Source organism: Candidatus Dadabacteria bacterium, from assembly GCA_026706695.1.
Lineage (GTDB): Bacteria > Desulfobacterota_D > UBA1144 > Nemesobacterales > Nemesobacteraceae > Nemesobacter.
Genome location: JAPOYE010000098.1, coordinates 12,456 through 31,430 on the forward strand (window position 1 = coordinate 12,456; position 18,975 = coordinate 31,430).

The following is an 18,975-nucleotide window of genomic DNA, read 5'->3' on the forward strand; positions in this document are numbered from 1 at the left end:
CAGTGGACTAAAGCCCAAGCACTGACGCGTCCCTCTCGCTGAGGAATCTTCCATTTGTCCTTTTCTTTACGGTCCTTCCCCTCTTCCAGGACCGCTCGCATCTAGGCTCCTGGGAAAGATCCGTAAGTTCCACATGGATTTCTTCTCCCGCAGAGATCTCGAATCTGCTCACCCCGCAGAGATCTTCAAGCTCCGGTTCGAATTTCTTTATATCGTCAAAAAGATCTTTGTTAACCGTCACTGAAAGAGCAGCGTCAAGGGGGTTGTTTATGCCGCTCTCCCCCCGCGCATCCTCGAGGGCTTTTAGGCATAGTTTCCTTATATCCATAACATCGTTCCAGGTTTTATCGGCCTCAACTTTCTCAACGCGTAGGAATGTTTCAATGTGCACGTTGGCATCGTTCTCTCTTTTCAGGGATTTATAGGCTTCAAAGGAAGTATGGACTAGGACAGGGGCGAGAAACTTTATGATTCCATCGGCTACTTGGTACATGACCGTCTGGGCGCGCCTTCTTTTCCTGCTGTCCTTTTTTTCGCAGTAAAGCCTGTCTTTTATGCACGCGAGGTAAACGGCGCTCATCTCATCGGAGCAAAAAGAGAAAATAAGATCGCTTGCCTGCTTGTAGCTAAAGCCTGAGTAGGCATCCAAGGTTTCGTTCGCGAACTTGGTGAACTCGCAGTATGCCCAGTGGTCAATCGAATTCCTGTCATCCTCTTCGAATTCAATGCTGTCCTGCGCCGGGTCGAAGTCATTTAAGTTCCCAAGCAGAAACCGTATGGTATTCCTTATTTTCCTGTACTCGTCCGCGGCAATGTCGAAAAACTCCCAGTCGACTTTTATATCGTTTGAGTAGCTAAGCGAGCTTACCCACCATCTGCAGATGTCCGCCCCGTATTTGCTCAGGATATCTTCAACCTCGATCGCGTTGCCGCCGGATTTGCTCATTTTCCTGCCCCGGGCGTCCACCATGAATCCGTGGGTGAAAAGCGCACGGAAGGGAGGCTCTCCGGTTGCTCCCAGAGCCACAAGAAGCGAGGACTGGAACCAGCCCCTGTGCTGGTCCGAACCCTCAAGGTACATATCCGCCGGGTACCCGAGATCTCTTGCGTTGAGGACCGAGTTCCAGGAAGAACCCGATTCAAGCCACACGTCAAATACGTCACCGCCTTTTAAAAGGCCTTTCAAATCCTCTTTTGACTTAAGCCAGTCCGGGGCTTCGGGATCGCCCTGCGGATCATAGTTATCAAGAAGCTGGTGCGGCTCGGAGAAAAACCAGACATCAGAACCCTTCTCCCCTATTTTTTCGGCAACGGCCACAACGATTTTCGCCGTCATAACCGCCCTTCCCTCTCCGTCCGTGAAGTATGGAAGCGGAAGTCCCCATGATCTCTGTCTCGATATGCACCAGTCAGGCCTTGACTCAAGCATGCCGCCGAGGCGGCTTCTTCCCCAGTCCGGATAGAAATCGATTTTTTTCCCGACCGCGTCAATTGCTATTTCTCTCAGGGTCTTTCCGGTCTCGCCAAACGGTTTGTCCATATGTATGAACCACTGATCTGTCGCTCTGAATATGGTAGGCGTCTTGCTTCGCCAGTCATGCGGATAACTGTGTGTATAGGGTTCTGAGTGAAAAAGGTTTCCAGTATCCGCAAGTCTATGCGTTACCAATTCATTGCTTTCCCAGACCCCCTTCCCTCTCAGCCATTCCGGCGCCGTATCGTCAAAAGTGCCGTCCTCTTTAACCGGACAGTAGATATCAAGCCCCTCCTGAAGACCGGTTCTGTAGTCTTCATCGCCGTGACCGGGGGCCGTATGGACACATCCTGTGCCGGTTGAAAAAGTTACGTAATCGGCCGTTACTACGACTGATTTTCTTTCAATAAACGGGTGGTTGCATGATACGCCCCGTTCCGAGAATTCCTCTCCTAGGCAGGAACCGGCTTTTTCGTAATCCTTTCTTCCCGATTTTTCGAAAACTTCTTCGCAAAGTGCCTCGCCGATAATCAGATTCTCACCTTCAGGGGACCTGTAAAGACCGTATTTCCCCTTCGGGGCTACGGCGACGGCGAGGTTTGCCGGAAGGGTCCATGGTGTTGTGGTCCATATCATAAGGCATACCCTTTCGGCTTGTTCCGCGTTAAGGGACGGGGGCAGCGCCGCCGGATCGTCAACTTCAAAGAGCACGTAGACGCTCCTGTCCTCTCTTTCGTAGTATTCGAGTTCCGCCTCGGCGAGGGCAGTGCGGTTATCGATTGACCAGTGGACAGGTTTTAAGTCCCTGTAAACAAGGCCTTTTTCAAGCAGTTGTGAAAAGGCCTTTAACACTCCGGCTTCATAATCGGGGGTCATTGTCAGATAGGGTTGTTTGTAGTTGGCCAGAGTCCCGAGGCGGATCATCTGCTTTGACTGCATTTTTACGTATTTCGCCGCGTATTTGCCGCAGTTGCGTCTGATTGAGAGCGCCGGCATGGAAGTTGCGTCTTCCCCCAGTTCTTTTAAGACCTTGTGCTCTATCGGGAGACCGTGGCAATCCCAGCCGGGAACGAAATCCACGTCAAACCCTTCCATTATCTTTGAGCGCACGACAAGGTCCTTTAGAACCTTGTTAAGCAGGTGTCCCAAGTGAATGGGGCCATTTGCGTAAGGGGGCCCGTCATGGAAAAGGAACTTTTCACGGTCGCGGCTTTTTTCGCGGATTTCTCCGAAGAGGTCTTCCTTTTCCCAGGATTTCTGAATGAGAGGTTCTTTTTGCTGCAGGTTGGCCTTCATCGGGAAATCCGTTCTGGGAAGGTTAAGGGTGTCTTTGTAGTTTATTTTCTGCTGCATCTTATTGTTAGAAGTATTTGCGGGGAGGCTGGGAAACCCGAGGTTTCCGGTCAGTTCGCCGATAATGGATTATCAGACATTATCGAAAAAAGATTCAAATTCTTCAAGCAGGGCATTTGAAAACTCCACCCATTCTTCCCATTCGTCCATGTAGTCTCTTGATTCGTCGACTTTTTTCTTGACGATTATTCCGTTGTTGAATTTTTCTACAAGAAAATACCCGACTTTCTGGAGTTTTTTTTCAAGTATTGAAGAGTACCTGTGAAGGATTAGTATTCTTTCTTCTTGGGCCTCCCTGTATTCTGCGATGAAATAGCCGTTACTCTGGGGTGAAGGCATATCCATTATTGTTGCATGCTTGAACATTGTTGGATTTATGTTCTCAGCCTTCATTGATATGTAGAGCTCCATTCTTACCTCCGCCAAAAAAGAATTTTACAATATTTTTCAAATAATTTCTTGAAGTAAGATTCAAGGCGGTTCAACGCCCCGTCTTTTGTCTCCGATACCGGAACACATCGTAGCCCACCGCCAGCACGATGGGGGTGAACTCAAGCGGGCGCACCCATATCGGCTGCTGGTACGGCCCCATGGTGTAGTCGTTAAGGTTAAGCCCGGTTATATAGCTCGCAAGTACCGCAAGCGATGCCGTCCACGCCCAGGCGGTTGGGAAAACAGCGGCAAAGGGAAGAAGCCACAGCAGGTACCATGGATTGATAACCGTCGATACCGCTAGAAGCGCTCCGTAGAGCAAGTCACCCCGGGGTATCCGCTCGCCGCTTTTACGGTAGCGAATGCCGTAAGATATCCACAAAGTGGCAAACCCAAGGCCGAGCACGAGTTTGCTCTCAAATGTCCCCAGAACAGCTGAGAAGAGGCCGAAGAGCGCGGAATTGAACTCCCACTCCCGGGCGAAAACCGCAAACGATTGCATGTCGGTTCCGCCGCTTAAGACAAACGGTGCGTAGAGACCCAGGAACACGGCTGCCGACAGCATCCAATATCTCGGTGCGGCACGAAGGAGCACCAGAGGGACAAGAAGCAGCGCGAATACCTTGGTCGCGGCGGCCATTCCAAGGCAGATGGATGCGGTTTTCCATCGGGATTTTCTTGAGAGAACAATCGCTGCCAGAAGAAAGCATACCCCTACTCCGTCGGGGTGAGCGGTAAAAGCTATCTCCTTTACGACAAGTGGACACCATGCGTAGAGCATGACATTTCCGGCGGATGTCAGGCGGAAAAGCAGAGCTATGGTCACAAGATCAAATATTATGAGAATTGCCTGGAGCGCCGTTACGCTTCCCGGAGAGAGATAATAGCCTAGAAGGAAGACAAACTGGGTCACTGGGGCGTAGATGGTCGCCAGCCCGGGGTTGTTTATCTGATCAAGAATCCCCTGAAACAGCTTTGGAACTGCGGGGTCGGCAAAAAAAGCTTCGGGGGCAATACCGTAAGGAGTGCCGACCGTCGCGAAGCGATAGCCGTCCCAGAGATACCTGTAGAAGTCATCCTCAAAAAAAGGTCCACCCAGAAGGCCGCAGAACCTGAATACCGCCGCCCAGAGAAAAATGCGGCCGACCGGAAATCGTTCACCCCGGCGGGAAATATAAAAATAGAGAAAAAACACCGGAAGCCCCGCACATGCCGCTGTAAGAAAGAACAAGGACAAAGCGGGTTCTCCAGGCTGACGGGCAAAAAAGGCCAGAGCGCAATAGGCGGCGGCGCACCATAATCCGGTTATGTCCGTCAGGCGGCGAGCAGCGGTTGAAGACCCGGCGTTCCCATTAAAAGCAGGCATCTCGGTTCAGAAATAACGCCAGTTACTTGGAGTCATTGCGTTGTCGGCAATTTTCAGAATTACTGCGTGCCCGATGAAGTTTTCTTTTCAATCTGCGGGATAAACCGTTTCCGCCGGGGGGAGAGACAGAACAAGCCATCGAGAGATATGGGTGACTTTTAATTCTCAAGGGTGCTGTTAGCATTAGAAATAATAATACACAATCCGCTTTTTTATTGTTTGCCCAAATTGCCTAATAGAGAGGACGCAAAGGTGATAATCCAAAAAACCACAAAACACGGAACTGCTGGAGGGTTTTTTGTTTTTATTCTTGTTGTTTCGGCCGTTTTATTTCTTTTTACATCTCCTGCTTCGGCTAAAACCAAGTCGGTTTCGTTCTGGGACGTAGCGAATGAGTCAAACCCGAAAAAGATTGACCACAGCGCCTGGCAGCAGCTACTTGACGGGTATCTGCGGATTCACAGCGCGGGAATAAACAAATTTGACTATGCCGCGCTCAAGAAAAGCGCCCGGGACAGGACGAAACTTGAAAGCTATCTTGACTACCTGCAGAAGATTGACCCTAGGGATTATTCAAGGGCCGAGCAGAAAGCATACTGGATTAACTTCTACAACGCCCTTACGGTGAAAATTGTTGCGGATGCCTTTCCCGTTAAGTCCATACTCGAAATATGCGAAGACCGGGCTTCCGGTTCGAAATGCTCGGGTCCGTGGAAGGAAGTGCGCGCGAAAGTAGCCGGGCGAAGTCTCACTCTTGACAATATAGAAAACGACATTCTCCGTCCCATCTGGAAGGATAACCTTATCCACTACGGGGTCAGCTGCGCGAGCTATGGATGTCCGAATCTTCTTCAGACGGCTTTTACCGGGGAAAACACCCAGAAGCTGCTAGGCGGCGCGGCGAGAGAGTACGTGAATCATCCGCGCGGGGTGAGTTTCATGGGAAACGATCTGATTGTTATCTCGAGCATCTACGACTGGTATTCGGAGGATTTCGGTAAAAGCGAGCAGGACATAATCCGGCATCTTGCAAGCTACGCCGATGAAAAGCTGGCAAAAAGACTTCGAAATTTCAAAGGAACGATGGATTACGAGTACGACTGGAACCTTAACTGCCCATGATTAAAAGCTTTTCCCTGGGCGCAATACAGATTCCCGTTAGCGGAGAAAATCGCCCTGAACATTCTCCGCATAGGTTGGTTACGCTGCGGAGCGGCGGTTCCAGCCCGTTTCTCGGGGCGAAAAAACTCCGGTCATACCGGATGAGACCCGCCTCTAGGATCCCGTCCGGCATGCCAGAGCTGATTTAAACTGAGAAGAAGAACAGTCCGCTTACGTCTGCTCTCTCCGGATCAGGCGCCTCAGAAGGAGTAACCGAGAGAAACGGCGAAAATGTTGAATTCCCCCGTGTTGCGACCGGCAATAACCCTTGCGTATGAACCGCTTATGCTCGTGCTGTCGCCCGTAAGAAAAGTGAGCGTCGACCCGATGGCGTGAAAGTCTTCTTCTACCAGCCAGAACCTCTTTCGATTTGGAACATCTTCTATGCCAAACCCGGGACCTCCGAGATCAATCGCATCCCTTGCGTTTTCCATCGTGTAGTTAACGCTCACTCCGAGCATGTCCGCAAGGATAAGGGTTCCGGTGACGTCGGCGAAAATAACATCTGGAATGTCTTGATTGAGGAAACGGTAACCAAGTTCGCCGGACATGGCGAAGTTATCAGAGAGAAACCTGCCGACGATTCCAGAAAATTCAACACCATCTCCCCCGTCGCCGATCGAGTTTATGTAGCCCGTGTCGTAGTTTCCGCCCACTATCCCCCCAATGCGGACGGCGATACTCGGTGCCGATTGGGTTACCGCTTCGTCGACCAGACGAACAGTTACGCCGGCTTTCACATCCGTTATGCCGTTTTCATCGTCAGATTTCTTCGGTCCAGTCCCGACTTTTGAAGCCCGGGACGCTCCCACAGCCAGATCAAGGGCCACGGAGTCCATAAGCCCGTACTTGACCTGAATCGTGGCGGTTCCCTGGGTAAGGTTGTTACCATCCCCAAGAGCTCCTCCATTGGGAGCTTTGCTGCTGCCGCTCCAGTATTCTTCAGCACTCTGGTAAATGAGGGAAAGAGAAACGGAACCTCCTCCCGGAGCCGGAAGCCAGGCGGAATTGCCCGCGTTGGCAAGCGGCAGGTAGCCGAAAACCGCAATAATTCCAGAAATTGCAATCAAACTTAATTTTCTCATAATCATCTCTCCTTTTTTTCTGTATGGAATCAGAGTTTGTAGCGGCGGTTTAGATACTCGCTTACAAGCTCCTTCTCTTCACTGCTGAGGTCCTGCATTTCTCCAAGGCTCTCTTTGAGGCCCATGGCGCTTTCCTTGTTCAGGTCGCCCTTCTGCATTGAACAGGTGTCGCAGACAAGCTTGCTGAACGTTATCGCCTTTCCCTTGGCGTAATCGCTTCTGGGGCTCGCTCCACTCCCCGCGGAGGCGGAACCGGACGCGAAAGCCGGAACGTTAATGAGCAGCATTGCCGCCGCAACAAGAAATAAAATGGTAAGGTATTTCATTAGGTCTTCCTCCTTTTAAAAAATTGAAAAACAATTGTAACGACTGGTTCTAGTAAATACAATTACCCAGCTGCCGCGAAACCTGACAAAAAGGCTCACTATGCTTCCGGACAGATGGCGTGCTGTTAACGGAAACATTTAAAAAATGTCTATTTCTGTTATTTTCTTCCCGAGGATGTATTGTGTTTCAGTAAAGTAAACCGAAGAAAAGCGGAACTTCCGCAAGAGGAGAGGAAAATGAAGTTCTTCATAGATTCAGCGAACATGGAAGAAATCAAGAGCGCCGCGGCTTTCGGAATAGTGGACGGCGTAACAACAAACCCTTCACTTGTCTCCAAAGAAGGAAGCCAGGAAAGCTTCGAGGACCTAGTCAAGGAGATATGCGATGTGGTAAAGGGCCCGGTAAGCGCGGAGGTGCTGAGCACCGAGTATTCCGAGATGATCTCGGAAGGCAGGAGACTGGCGGGTATAGATGAAAATATAGTCGTCAAGCTTCCTATGACCGAAGACGGTGTTAAGGCCACGAAAACCCTCTCGGACGAGGGTGTGAATGTTAACGTCACCCTTGTTTTTTCTCCTTCCCAGGCGCTTTTGGCCGCAAAAGCTGGAGCTGCCTACGTAAGCCCTTTTGTCGGAAGGCTTGACGACGTGTCGTCAGATGGAATGAATCTTGTGCTTGATATTTGCGAAATCTACGCGCACTACGCCTACGAAACCGAGATACTGGTCGCAAGTATAAGGCATCCAATGCACATAGTGGAAGCGGCAAAGATGGGAGCCGATGTTGCCACTTTCCCTTACAGAGTATTCACTCAGTTGTTCAAGCATCCTCTCACCGACATAGGACTTGAGAGGTTTCTTAAGGACTGGGGGAAGAAGTAGGCACAGTCCATGAGGCGCAAACTAAGGACTCTCTATTGCCTCCGGATCCTTTTATAGGGGATTCAATCAAACCTTTAACTTTAAATCCTAACTCACTAAGATAAGATATTATTTTATCGTTAACTTCTTTGAGTTTATCCTCATCTCTTACTATTCCCTTCGCTCCAACGTCTTTTCTGCCTACCTCGAACTGGGGTTTTATTAGAGCAATCAGCGTTGCGTTATCGGCAAGCACGGAAACGGCAGGTTCTACTATCATCGTGAGAGAAATAAAAGAAACGTCGATCGTGACTATATCGATTTTTTCTCCGACGTCTTCTGCCCGCAGGTACCTGCAGTTTATCTTTTCCCTTACTATGACCCGCTTGTCATTTCTAAGCTTCCAGTCAATCTGCCCATGACCCACGTCAAAGGCATAGACTCTGGATGCCCCGAAGTGCAGAAGACAGTCCGTAAAACCGCCGGTTGATGCTCCTATGTCAAGGGCGACTTTCCCCCTTATATCTATATCGAACTCCGTTATTGCCTTCTCAAGCTTAAGCCCTCCCCTGCTTACGAATCTTCTAGGGTCATGCTCCACTACAACCTCGGAATCTTTTTTTACCGCCGTTCCGGGTTTTTCTACTTTTTTCCCGTCCACCGTAACCCGCCCCGACATTATAAGCGCTCGGGCCTGGTTTCCGCTTTGGGCAAGTTTTTTTTCGACAAGGAGGCTGTCTAGTCTCGTTTTATTCTTCTCTTTCACTTAACCAGATGGCTATTTCTCTTAGAGGATTTGGAGTTTTCTGAAAACTTTCAAGCTCTTCTATGGCTTGGTTTGTAAGCTCGGAGACCCTAGCGTTTGATGCTTGTACTCCCATAACAGATACGTAGGTGTGTTTCTTCGCTCCGGTTTTGTCTTCTGACTCCTGTGTTGTGCTGTGACTTCCCGTAGCATCCAGGATGTCGTCTTTTATCTGAAAGGCGATACCTATTTTCTCCGAATAGGATTTGAGCTTCAGGACTTCTTCCTCGCCCGCTCCAGAGAGAATTGCTCCGCTAAGAACGGATGCTGTGATCATTTTTGCCGTTTTCATCAGGTAAGTATTCGAAATTTCATTAACTGATAAATGCTGTCCCCCGTCCATCTCAAGGTCAAAGGCCTGCCCGAGAACCATTCCCTTCGATCCCGCGGCCTCGGAAATAATGGAAATCACTCGCAATATAAGCTCTGACGATATACCCTCCTTGAGGGATTTTTCCGTTATCAGACTGAAGGCGTCGGTTAAAAGGGCGTCTCCTGCCAGGGTGGCCACGGCTTCTCCGAAGACCCTATGGTTCGACGGCTCCCCTCTTCTGGTATCGTCATCATCCATCGAGGGAAGATCGTCATGAATGATGGAATAGGTGTGGATCATCTCAATCGCGCACGCCGCAGGCAAAACATTTTTATGGCTTCCGCATACAAGCTCCGCGGTGGCAAGACACAGTATCGGTCTTAGTCTTTTTCCGCCTGGATGTACGCTGTAGGCGATTGATTGATGGAGTTTTGTTTCGGCCTTATCGGGAGGCAGGTATTCGCGTAGGCTGCGGTCAATGATCTCTTTTCTTGTGTGGAGGTACTCTTTTGTGTCAAAACTCATTTACTGTTCTTCGTCGTTAAAATCTTCAAGATCAAAAGTACCGTCGTTTTTTTCCACTATAAGACTTATTTTCTTTTTTACGCTCTCAAGGTTTAAATAACACTCCTTTATAAGGTCCGCCCCACGTTCGAATTTTTCAATGGATTCATCAAGAGGCAGTTTCCCCGTTTCAAGCGTATCGACAATTTTCTTTATTTCATCGAGAAGGTTCTCAAAGGATTTCATCTCGGAACTCATTTTTTCTTCACCTTTACACTTCAATTAGCTCTTTTTCGAATTCTCCAAGAACATGAGGGCTTGTTGAAACCGGGTCCACATCGAGAATGGACACCATATCTCCCACCTCAAGACTAAAGCCTTCATGGTAAACAGAAACTTCTTCGGTTCTCGTTCTCTCCACGACAAGTGGAATCATGTGCTCCGGAAGCGATTTTTCAAAATCCATTTTATCGATTGTTTCTTTTTTGATCTGGGATTTGAAGACAACGTATTCCTTAGCAGTAATTTTCGAATATATATCCATCACGTCAATTTTTTTTCCGAAAGCAAGGGGAACCCTGAATCTTTCCATGTCCTCAATATCGGAAGGACTCGCCATCCTGTTTATAAGTGCACAAACGTTGCTGACCTTGAAATCTATTCTCACAAGACGACAGGCAAGAACGTTCACATGATCGCTTGTTGTAAGGGATATAAGGGTATCCGGGGAAGAAATCTCCGTTTTCTCAAGTCCGTCAACGGTCAGGCCGTTTCCCTCAATCGCATTTAGTCCTTGTGATTTGGAAAGCTCGACAAGCCTCCTGTTTGTATCTATTAGGCAGACTTCTTTTCCTGTTTTTTCAAGCAATCTCGCCAGAAGTCTTGCGAGATTGTTAGCTCCTAGTATCACCACTTTATTCCTATTGTCGTTAACCCCTAGTACCCTTGAGACAAAGCCTCCTGCACCTCCTTGAAGGAAGACCGAAATAGCTATGGTAAGAAATACAAGTCCTTGGACCGTATTGCCACCCTCAATTTCATGTCTGTGCAACTCCAGGGCTATAATCGAAGCTATTGACGCGGCGATGATTCCTCTCGGGGAAACGAACGAAAGAAACATTTTTTCCCTGATCGAAAGATTGGAACGCATGCAGAGAAGAAATATCTCTATCGGTCGTACGATGAAAAGCAGCCCGAGCACAATCAAGGGGCCATAGATACCCAAATCCTTTATGTAATCGAGTTCAAGGCTTGCCGCGAGAAAAATGAAGAGCAGAGAAATGACAAGGATCGTAAGCTTGCCCTTGAACTTCTTCATTTCCTCTTCCTCTGGAATATTCAGGTTTCCGACTATAGCTCCTGAGACGATAGCCGCCACGAGCCCGGCATCCAGGGTTACCATTTCTGCAAATCCGTAGACGGCAAGCGCTGAGGCAAGCATAAAAAGATCTACGAAGTCCTCCATGTAGATATAGAATCTCTTAACTGCAAAGGTCGCTGCGTAACCTCCAAGAAGACCGAAAATCCCACCTACTAGAAACTTGTAAACGACAAGGAGCACTGCTTGGCCGATCTCCCCGACATGACTTATGAATCCGAAGGTTAAGCCAGACGCAGTCTGGGTGCTTCCGATAAGGACTACCTCAACTACAAAAAGAGCTATCAAGGCCCCGATAGGGTCGATCAGAACTCCTTCGTACTCGAGTATGTGTTTTAGGTTTGGCTTAACTTTGAATCTTCTCAATAGGGGATGGACAACGGTTGGGCCGGTTACTATGACCAAAGCACCGTAAACGAAGGCCATTTCCCAGGAAAGATTTCCTACAAAGTACGCGAAGACCGCCCCGCCTACCATCGTAATCATCGCGCCCACGGTTATAAGCAGCAGTATTATGTTCCCGTGGCTACGAGCCTCCTCTTTATTCAGGTTGAGTCCTGCTTCGAAAAGAACGATGGCTACGCAGAGCTTTATTATTATTTCAAGTCCTTCTCCAAACTCCGAGGGATGGACCAGAGATAAGAATTCCGGACCTACCAGAATCCCGAAAATGAGGAAAAATACAATATTTGGAAATCCTGTCCTGATGGAGAGCATCTGGCCGACTACTCCCAGCACCAAGGCAAGGGACACCATAACAAGCAAAGAGATACCCACCCTTTTTACGGAAGTTAGGGTTCGAAAAAGAACCCTTAATGGCAAATTATAACCCGAGCAGGGTTAAAAAAGAAACAAGAATCCCCCATTTAGCATCGTGAATTGTCAGAGTAATACTGAAGGATAATTGCAGTTCTCAAAAGAAGGCTATAGTAGCAGATTGGTAGCGGGGGCGGGATTTGAACCCGCGACCTTCGGGTTATGAGCCCGACGAGCTACCAAGCTGCTCCACCCCGCGACAGAAGCAATGAACCGAAGAATGTAATCAAGACATCGGTTATGTCAAGCAAAGCACCTTCAGGGTGTCTCCTTAAAGCCCTGCCCGTTTCATAAGGTCCTTGGCCATAAGAGATCCTTCTGCGGAAGCTTTTTCCGAATCGCACTTCCAGGTGTTCCTGGAGACTGTCTTCTCCTCCATATCTATAAAAACAGAATGTGCCGATATTTTTCCAAGATGCACTAGCGCGCAGCATCCAAGCGGAATTTGGCAGTCTCCACCAAAAGTTTCCAGGAAGGAGCGTTCAAACACTGCTACGGTTTCTGTGTCCGGGTGCGTGATTGAGGATATGAGGTTTCTGGTTTCGGTATCATCTTCTCTGCATTCTATGGCGATTATTCCCTGACATGGGGCCGGAACCATGTCATCCTGCGCAAGGTGTTGGGTAATGCGTTCGGAAAGCCCGAGCCGGTTGAGTCCCGCTGCGGCCAGAACGATTCCGTCAAGGTCTTCTGAGAAAATTTTCTTTAGCCTAGTATCAACATTTCCCCTTATGGAAACAATTTCCAGATTAGGAAACCTGAAAAGCAGCTGAGCCCTTCTTCTTATGCTTCCGGTCCCCACCCTGCCCTTCCCTTCGAGCTGTTCAAGGGTACGTCCGTCTGCTGAGACGAAAACATCTCTCGGGTCTTCTCTTTTAAGCACAGAACCTATGACGAGCCCGCCTGGGAGAACTGAAGGCATGTCCTTCATGCTGTGAACGGCGATATCTATTTCGTCTGAGAGAAGGCTCTGCTCTATTTCTTTTACGAAGATCCCCTTGCCACCCCTCCGGGAAATATCCTCTTCGGAGTTTATATCTCCCGAGGTCTTTATTTCCGTTATTTCCGTTTCAAGTGAAGGGAAAGCAGCGCGAAGTTCTGTTTCGACAAGGCGGGTCTGGCACAGGGCGAGCCTGCTACCCCTGGTCCCAATTCTCAGCTTCGTCATAAATATCTGTTGTGTCCTGCGAGGCTTCCACCGGGTCGAGCTCAAAAAGTCTTCTCGTTACCTCGGAGTAAAGAGCCGCTTCGTAGCCGGAAGTTCTCCTCTTCAGATTGGTGACCGGGTCGTGAAATATCTTTCCGATTATTGAATTTGCCAGGCTTTCTATGATTTCTTTCTGTGTTCCGGTACCGCCCTCGAGTTTTCGAAGCGCCTTCTCAACCTCGGTCTTTTTTATTTTCTCGAATTTTTGCTTGATATCGATTATGATGGGAAAAACCTTAAGGCTTTCCATCCAGTCCATAAAAGCTCTTTCTACGTTCGCAACTATTTCTTCAGCTTTCTTTAGATTTTCTTTTCTGGAATTTAAGTTTTCGCCCCGAACAACTCTCAGGTCGTCTATGTCGTAGAGGTAAACCCCGGGAATTCTGTTTATCTTCGGATCTATATCGCGCGGGACGGCTATATCGATCATGAAGATCGGATCGTTTTTCCTGAGCTTGAGAGACTGTTTTATGTGTTCACTTCTTATTATGTAATCAGAAGACCCGGTCGCGGTAACAAGAATATCAATGTCTTTCAGACGGTAAAGCATCTCTTCGAACCTTACAGGCTTGCTCTTAAAGGATTGTGAAAAATTTTCCGCGTTATGGAAATTCTTACTCGTTACATAGAGTTCCCTTATGTTGTTTGAGATAAGGTGTTTTGCGAAGAGTTCTCCCATTTCACCGGTTCCCACCAGCATGGCGGTGCGGTTTGCAAGGTTCTCGAATATTCTTTTTGCAAGTTCCACTCCGAGGTAACTTATCGAGACCGCTTGAGAAGATATCCCCGTTTCGGCCCTAACTTTTTTCCCGGTGAAAAGAGCTCTGTTAAAAAGCCTGTTAAGTATGAGTCCGACCGTATTCTCGGAACGCGCTACGCTGTATGAATTTTTGAGTTGGTTCAGGATCTGAGTTTCTCCGATTACCATGGAGTCAATGCTGGCCGCCACCCTGAAAAAATGTCTAACCGCATCAGATCCCAAGCGGGTATTCATATAGGGATAAAGGCTCTTGTCCCCAAGCTTATGAAAATCCAGAAGAAAGGACCTTATCTCCTCCTCGCATTTTCCACGGTTCTCGGTCACCGCATATATCTCAACTCGGTTACAGGTGGACACTATGAAGCATTCAAGCACGTTTTCTCTCAAACGAAGGATTCGGAGTGCTTCCCTAATATCCTCATCAGAAAAAGAGAACTTCTCCCGCACTTCCACCGGGGTTGTCTTGTAGCTTATTCCGACTGAAACTATCTCTACCATCTGCTTTTTCCGAAACCGATCTCGCGTAGTTATAAATTACCCGTGGATGGAACTATATCAATTTCGTCTATATTCGCTTCGAGGGGCTGGTTTATGACCGACAGGACTGTTTTCGCTGTAATTTCAGGAGACATCATCTTTGCCCTGTCCCATTCTCCGGGAAGAGAATCCCAGATGTCCGTCTTGGTCGGACCTGGCAAGACGGCGGAGACCTTTATTCCTCTGTCTCTTACCTCTTCCCTCAGCGAGTTAGTAAAACCTAGGACAGCGAACTTCGAAGCGCAGTAGGCTGCCCACCCGGGAAAGCCTTTTTTTGAAGCGTTCGAACCGATATTTACGATATGGCCTCCTCTTGGCATAAACGGAAGTGAATGTTTTACCATGAGAAAGGCCCCTTTTGCGTTTACAGACATCATCTCATCCCACTGTTCGGCGCTGGTTTTTTCTACTGGACCAGTGTGGACTACGCCCGCATTATTGATCAGTACGTCAATTCTCCCCTTTTTTTCAGCAACGCTTGAGATAAATTCCCTGACTTCCTCTTCGACCGATATATCAACGGAGGAAATCATGAAATTCCCGGCAAAAGACGATATTTCAGTCTCAAGAGAAGCCATGGTCTGGATATTCCTTGAGCAAAGTACCGTAAAAAACCCCGCCTCGAGTAATTCAATTGCGGTTGCTTTTCCTATGCCTCTTGCCGCGCCGGTTACAATCACAACTTTCTCAGCCATCTTGTTTTTCCTCGAAATACTCAAAATAACTTTTCGGGTTCTCCCAGACCCTTATACTATCAAGCCTGCCCGGGACGATTTCTGTGAATTTCTGCCACAGGTATTTCCCTATATTTTCAACAGTCGATATGTTTTCCTGAAAAAAATCAATATCCCTGTCTATCCACTTGTAGTTAAGTTCTTCGATTACGGGTGCCGCCTGTTTTTCAAAGTCTATACGGTTTATGAGCATGCCCGTTTCATCGTCTATTTCTCCCCCTATTGCCACTTCCACCGTGTAGTCGTGTCCGTGTCCCGCGGGATTTGCACATTTGTCAAATATGGCGAAGTTTTCTTCGTCAGACAATCCTTCCATAAAAAGCCTGTGGCTTGCGGAAAACCTGAATATTCTCGTAAGAAGTACCTGCTCTTTTCTTTCTAGCATTTGCGGTAGTCGACGAAAAGATCGTCTGTTTCATACACCCTTACCTTGTAAAGACGACAGTCATCCCTCTCGATGATTTTTTCCTCAATCACTTCCCACAGGACCCTTGCTATGTTCTCCGTCGTCGGTATAAGATCCTGAAAACGGGGGTTGTCCTCGTTTAGGTTCTTGTGGTCGAAATCAGCCAGAACCGATGAAATAATCTGCTTCAGATCAAAGAGATTGATTATCATGCCCGTCTCCGGGTTTATTTCTCCTTCCACTGTGACTTCGAGCACGAAATTGTGCCCGTGTCCGCCGGGCAGGCTCGATTTACCGTAGATTTCGCGATTTTTCTCCTCACTCCAGTCTTTATTCCAGTACCTGTGAGAAGCGGAAAACTCGACTTTTTTCGTTATGAGCTTTTTAAAAGACATCGATTTTGATCAATCTGGCAACCAGTTTTATCTGAGGATCGGCCATGATCCTAAGGCCTGTTTTTCCGGATCTCCGGTACTGCGACGTCCGCGCGGAAAGCTTCCTGCTGCGTACCGTCTATCATTCTTGTTATCGTGGGTTCCATTTTTGAGAGAAAGGGCTGGGGGTAGATACCCATAAGGAATATCATAACGGCAAGAGGAATCATAAGGGCTATCTCTCTGGGATTAAGGTCTTTAAGTCCTGTGTTTATTTTTTTTACTATAGGTCCGAACATCACCCTCTGGTAAGCCCAGAGCATGTAAATGGCTCCGAGTACAAGCCCCGTGGCTCCAAGTGCCGCGTACAAATAACTCTCCGCGAACACTCCAAGCAGAATCAGAAATTCCCCTATAAAACCGTTTAGAAGAGGGAGTCCTATCGAGGAGAGCATGGCAATCATGAAAAACAGTGCGTAAATCGGCATTACCTTCGCAAGCCCACCGAACTCAGAAATCATTTTAGTGTGACGTCTTTCGTATATCATTCCGACGAGAATAAAAAGAGCACCGGTTGAGAGACCGTGACCTATCATCTGGTAGACTCCGCCCTGTACACCGTGGAGATTGAAGATGAACACGCCCAGCATTATAAGTCCCATGTGACTTACGCTTGAGTAGGCGACCAGCTTCTTGAGATCCGTCTGCATGAAGGCCACCATCGCTCCGTAGATTATCCCGATGATGGAGAGGGCTATTAGAACCCCTGTGTATGCCTCTATCGCCTCCGGGAAAAACGGGATAAGAAATCTTATCACTGCGTAGGTTCCCATCTTAAGCAGAACGCCGGCAAGTATTACGCTCCCGGGCGTGGGGGCTTCAACGTGCGCGTCGGGAAGCCAGGTGTGAAATGGAAACATCGGAACCTTGATTGCGAAGGCCAGGAAAAAAGCCAGAAACACAAGCCCCTGGGGACTCAGTATCCCGTCAAAAGCAAGACTGGTCCTTTGGAGGTCGAAAAGGTTCATTGACGCAAAGCCGAACTGGTCTATGTGGGCGTAGTACATGTAGATGATCGCGACCAGCATAAGTCCGCTTCCAAGCGCCGTGTAGATGAAGAACTTTATTGCCGCGTAAATTCTTCTGGAGGATCCCCAGATTCCTATGATGAAATACATCGGGATCAGTACCGCTTCCCAGAATATAAAGAAAAGAATCATGTCGAGCGCGACAAAGGTCCCGATAAGCGCTGATTCAAGAAAAAGAGTAAGGCTGAGAAATGCTCTCCATCCGCCTTTTATCGCGTTCCAGGAACAAAGGACCGTGATGGGGAAAAGGAAGGTCGTTAGAAGCACAAGCAAAAGGCTGAGACCGTCGACTCCCAGATGATAAGACACCCCAAGGTCCGTAAGCCAGGGAATCTTCTCCTCAAACTGCATTGTGGAAAGTGAACCGTTAAAGCGGAAAAAAAGTGGAAGGGATATCAGAAATTCTACCAGCGCTATTACAAACGCAACCGCTTTTAACTGGTAATCGGAAACCTTCTGAAAATACGGCAGAACCGCGAGCACGACAGCTCCCAGAAGGGGGAAAAATACGAGCAGGGACAAAATGTTGTTATCGAGACTCACGTTCAGGCGGACCGAAGCAAAAAGAATAAAATTGCCCTAATTATACTTTCATAAAATTTTGTTCACAACCGCGCACGTGAAAAAATTCAAATTCCTGCGACAGGTCCTGAAAAAACTATTGATTACTGAAAGAAATACGGGTGACGAAAAAGAAAAAGAGCGGAAAATATTTGATTATCTTCCGCTCTTCTGATCCGTGAATAACTTAAGAATATGCTTTAGCTGTTATCTCCATTACCTCTATATTACTCTGTTTTCCTACTGGTCCGGGAACCAATATTGCAAGATCGACTCCAGCTGCGAAATGCTCCTCAAGCTTTGCCTTGCAATGATCGGGCGTACCGGCAAGCGCTACTGAATCTATCAGTTCGTCTGTGAACGCTTCGGCCGGATTTGCTCCGTCCTGCACCTGGTCGATTATATCTCCGAAGCCTATGTTTCTTATGAGTCTCTGGTAAAAAGGGAACCTGGCGTATGGACCGAGCCCTCTTTTGGCTGCGGCGACGGCCGCGGCTCCATCATCCGAGACAAAGGACGGAATGCCGTTTGTAATTGATATAGCTGAAGGATCCCTTTCCGCTTTCGCGGCGCCCGCAGCGACATGTTCTTTTAAGGTAGCTATATAGGCGGGAGGACAAAGATACGGCATAATGCCATCGGCAACCTCTCCAGCAAGCTCCGCGGCAGCTTTTGTAAGGCCGGCTATGTGGACCGGGAGATCGGGCACTTTTCTTTTAAGAGAAAGCCTTGGAGACGTTCCGTCGGCAAACGCCCTCACTTCCCCGACATAGCTTCTCATGGCCTCAATCGGGTTTCCCATGTCTATATCGTATCTGTTGTTGACGGGTTTATGGCTCACTCCGAGTCCGAGAATCATCCTTCCGTCCGTTATTTCCTGTATCGTAAGCGCTGTAGCGGTAGCAACTACCGGTTGACGCATGTATATGTTGGCTATCCACGTTCCAACGTTTATCCTCTCCGTGCACTCGGCGAATACCTGAGCGTTCGTTATGGCGTTGTAAGGCGGTACTTCCGGAGAGAAAATACCGTCAAAACCCGCTTCTTCCGTGATCTTCGCAAGCCCCCTGAGATCGCTTATGCTGCATCCCCAAACCGGTGAAGTCGTTGCAATTTTTCCCATTATATCCTCCTTGAGTTTTTTTCAGTACTGGTTCACCACGTCTCTGTAGTAATCTGGACGAAGGAAAGCTTCGTCTCTTGTCTTTAACACTTCTTTTCTCTCTTCCAGTACTCTGTTTTTTTCTTCAGGGAATTTCGCCCTGACGGGAAGATAATTTGATATGTGATTCGAGTAGAAATAGCCGTCGGAAAGCTCCGTATTCTCAACAATAGTCTCAAGCTCCTCTATCATTTGGAACTTGTCCGGAAGTTCAAAGAGACCCTCCTGCCATTGCTGGTAAATCGGTGCCCCGGGACGAAGCTGGAGAGAAA

The 18,975-nt window shown here is 48.2% G+C and carries 19 protein-coding genes and 1 tRNA gene; 2 read left to right on the forward strand and 18 right to left on the reverse strand.

Features of this window, described 5'->3' with window-relative positions; translation table 11 throughout:
* Positions 1–7: 7 nt before the first annotated feature.
* From ileS to OXG10_07585, 3 genes are all read right to left on the reverse strand, one after another.
* A complete protein-coding gene (ileS, locus tag OXG10_07575; GenBank protein ID MCY3827214.1) occupies positions 8–2,827 on the reverse strand; it encodes an isoleucine--tRNA ligase in 2,820 nt (939 codons plus the stop codon).
* A 72-nt stretch (positions 2,828–2,899) separates the two neighbouring features.
* Positions 2,900–3,238, reverse strand: a complete 339-nt coding sequence (locus tag OXG10_07580) for a hypothetical protein (protein MCY3827215.1) — start codon at positions 3,236–3,238, stop codon at positions 2,900–2,902.
* 70 nt (positions 3,239–3,308) lie between these two features.
* The gene (locus tag OXG10_07585; GenBank protein ID MCY3827216.1) at positions 3,309–4,490 is read right to left on the reverse strand and encodes a hypothetical protein; all 1,182 of its coding nucleotides are present in this window, start codon (positions 4,488–4,490) and stop codon (positions 3,309–3,311) included.
* Positions 4,491–4,877: 387 nt separating this feature from the next.
* Here OXG10_07585 and OXG10_07590 point away from each other — a divergent pair, with 387 nt between their 5' ends.
* Positions 4,878–5,747 carry a DUF547 domain-containing protein gene (locus OXG10_07590; protein ID MCY3827217.1) on the forward strand — a complete coding sequence of 290 codons (870 nt, stop codon included), beginning with the start codon at positions 4,878–4,880 and terminating at the stop codon, positions 5,745–5,747.
* Positions 5,748–5,986: 239 nt separating this feature from the next.
* On the opposite strand, the gene OXG10_07595 is transcribed toward OXG10_07590, so the two are convergent.
* Both OXG10_07595 and OXG10_07600 read right to left on the reverse strand, forming a co-directional pair.
* Positions 5,987–6,871 (reverse strand): hypothetical protein, encoded by an 885-nt coding sequence (locus OXG10_07595; protein ID MCY3827218.1) that lies wholly within the window; start codon positions 6,869–6,871, stop codon positions 5,987–5,989.
* Between the two features lie 29 nt (positions 6,872–6,900).
* A complete protein-coding gene (locus tag OXG10_07600; GenBank protein ID MCY3827219.1) occupies positions 6,901–7,197 on the reverse strand; it encodes a hypothetical protein in 297 nt (98 codons plus the stop codon).
* Between the two features lie 237 nt (positions 7,198–7,434).
* Between OXG10_07600 and fsa the strand changes: the two genes are divergently transcribed.
* On the forward strand, positions 7,435–8,079 hold the full coding sequence (gene fsa, locus OXG10_07605) for a fructose-6-phosphate aldolase (protein MCY3827220.1): 645 nt from the start codon (positions 7,435–7,437) through the stop codon (positions 8,077–8,079).
* Here fsa and OXG10_07610 read toward each other — a convergent pair.
* From OXG10_07610 to OXG10_07670, 13 genes are all read right to left on the reverse strand, one after another.
* Positions 8,057–8,824 (reverse strand): TlyA family RNA methyltransferase, encoded by a 768-nt coding sequence (locus OXG10_07610; GenBank protein MCY3827221.1) that lies wholly within the window; start codon positions 8,822–8,824, stop codon positions 8,057–8,059. The two genes, fsa and OXG10_07610, sit on opposite strands and share 23 nt — an antisense overlap.
* Positions 8,808–9,701 (reverse strand): polyprenyl synthetase family protein, encoded by an 894-nt coding sequence (locus tag OXG10_07615; protein MCY3827222.1) that lies wholly within the window; start codon positions 9,699–9,701, stop codon positions 8,808–8,810. Before OXG10_07615 ends, OXG10_07610 begins: the two co-directional genes overlap by 17 nt.
* Entirely contained in the window at positions 9,702–9,938 is a 237-nt protein-coding gene (gene xseB / locus OXG10_07620) for an exodeoxyribonuclease VII small subunit (GenBank protein ID MCY3827223.1), read from the reverse strand.
* A 13-nt stretch (positions 9,939–9,951) separates the two neighbouring features.
* Positions 9,952–11,814, reverse strand: a complete 1,863-nt coding sequence (locus tag OXG10_07625; GenBank protein ID MCY3827224.1) for a cation:proton antiporter — start codon at positions 11,812–11,814, stop codon at positions 9,952–9,954.
* 182 nt (positions 11,815–11,996) lie between these two features.
* A tRNA-Met gene (locus tag OXG10_07630) sits at positions 11,997–12,073 on the reverse strand.
* A 72-nt stretch (positions 12,074–12,145) separates the two neighbouring features.
* A complete protein-coding gene (hemC, locus tag OXG10_07635; GenBank protein MCY3827225.1) occupies positions 12,146–13,042 on the reverse strand; it encodes a hydroxymethylbilane synthase in 897 nt (298 codons plus the stop codon).
* Positions 13,011–14,339 carry a glutamyl-tRNA reductase gene (gene hemA / locus OXG10_07640; GenBank protein MCY3827226.1) on the reverse strand — a complete coding sequence of 443 codons (1,329 nt, stop codon included), beginning with the start codon at positions 14,337–14,339 and terminating at the stop codon, positions 13,011–13,013. The genes hemC and hemA overlap by 32 nt, the downstream gene beginning before the upstream one ends.
* Positions 14,340–14,368: 29 nt before the next feature.
* Positions 14,369–15,073 (reverse strand): SDR family NAD(P)-dependent oxidoreductase, encoded by a 705-nt coding sequence (locus OXG10_07645; GenBank protein ID MCY3827227.1) that lies wholly within the window; start codon positions 15,071–15,073, stop codon positions 14,369–14,371.
* Positions 15,066–15,497, reverse strand: a complete 432-nt coding sequence (locus OXG10_07650; protein MCY3827228.1) for a 6-carboxytetrahydropterin synthase — start codon at positions 15,495–15,497, stop codon at positions 15,066–15,068. Before OXG10_07650 ends, OXG10_07645 begins: the two co-directional genes overlap by 8 nt.
* The gene (locus tag OXG10_07655; protein ID MCY3827229.1) at positions 15,491–15,913 is read right to left on the reverse strand and encodes a 6-carboxytetrahydropterin synthase; all 423 of its coding nucleotides are present in this window, start codon (positions 15,911–15,913) and stop codon (positions 15,491–15,493) included. Before OXG10_07655 ends, OXG10_07650 begins: the two co-directional genes overlap by 7 nt.
* A gap of 50 nt (positions 15,914–15,963) precedes the next feature.
* Entirely contained in the window at positions 15,964–17,523 is a 1,560-nt protein-coding gene (locus tag OXG10_07660) for an NADH-quinone oxidoreductase subunit M (GenBank protein MCY3827230.1), read from the reverse strand.
* 205 nt (positions 17,524–17,728) lie between these two features.
* Positions 17,729–18,664: an LLM class flavin-dependent oxidoreductase gene (locus OXG10_07665; protein ID MCY3827231.1), complete on the reverse strand. Its 936-nt coding sequence runs from the start codon at positions 18,662–18,664 to the stop codon at positions 17,729–17,731.
* 21 nt (positions 18,665–18,685) lie between these two features.
* A partial coding sequence (locus OXG10_07670) for a radical SAM protein (GenBank protein MCY3827232.1) occupies positions 18,686–18,975 on the reverse strand: 290 nt, incomplete at its 5' end.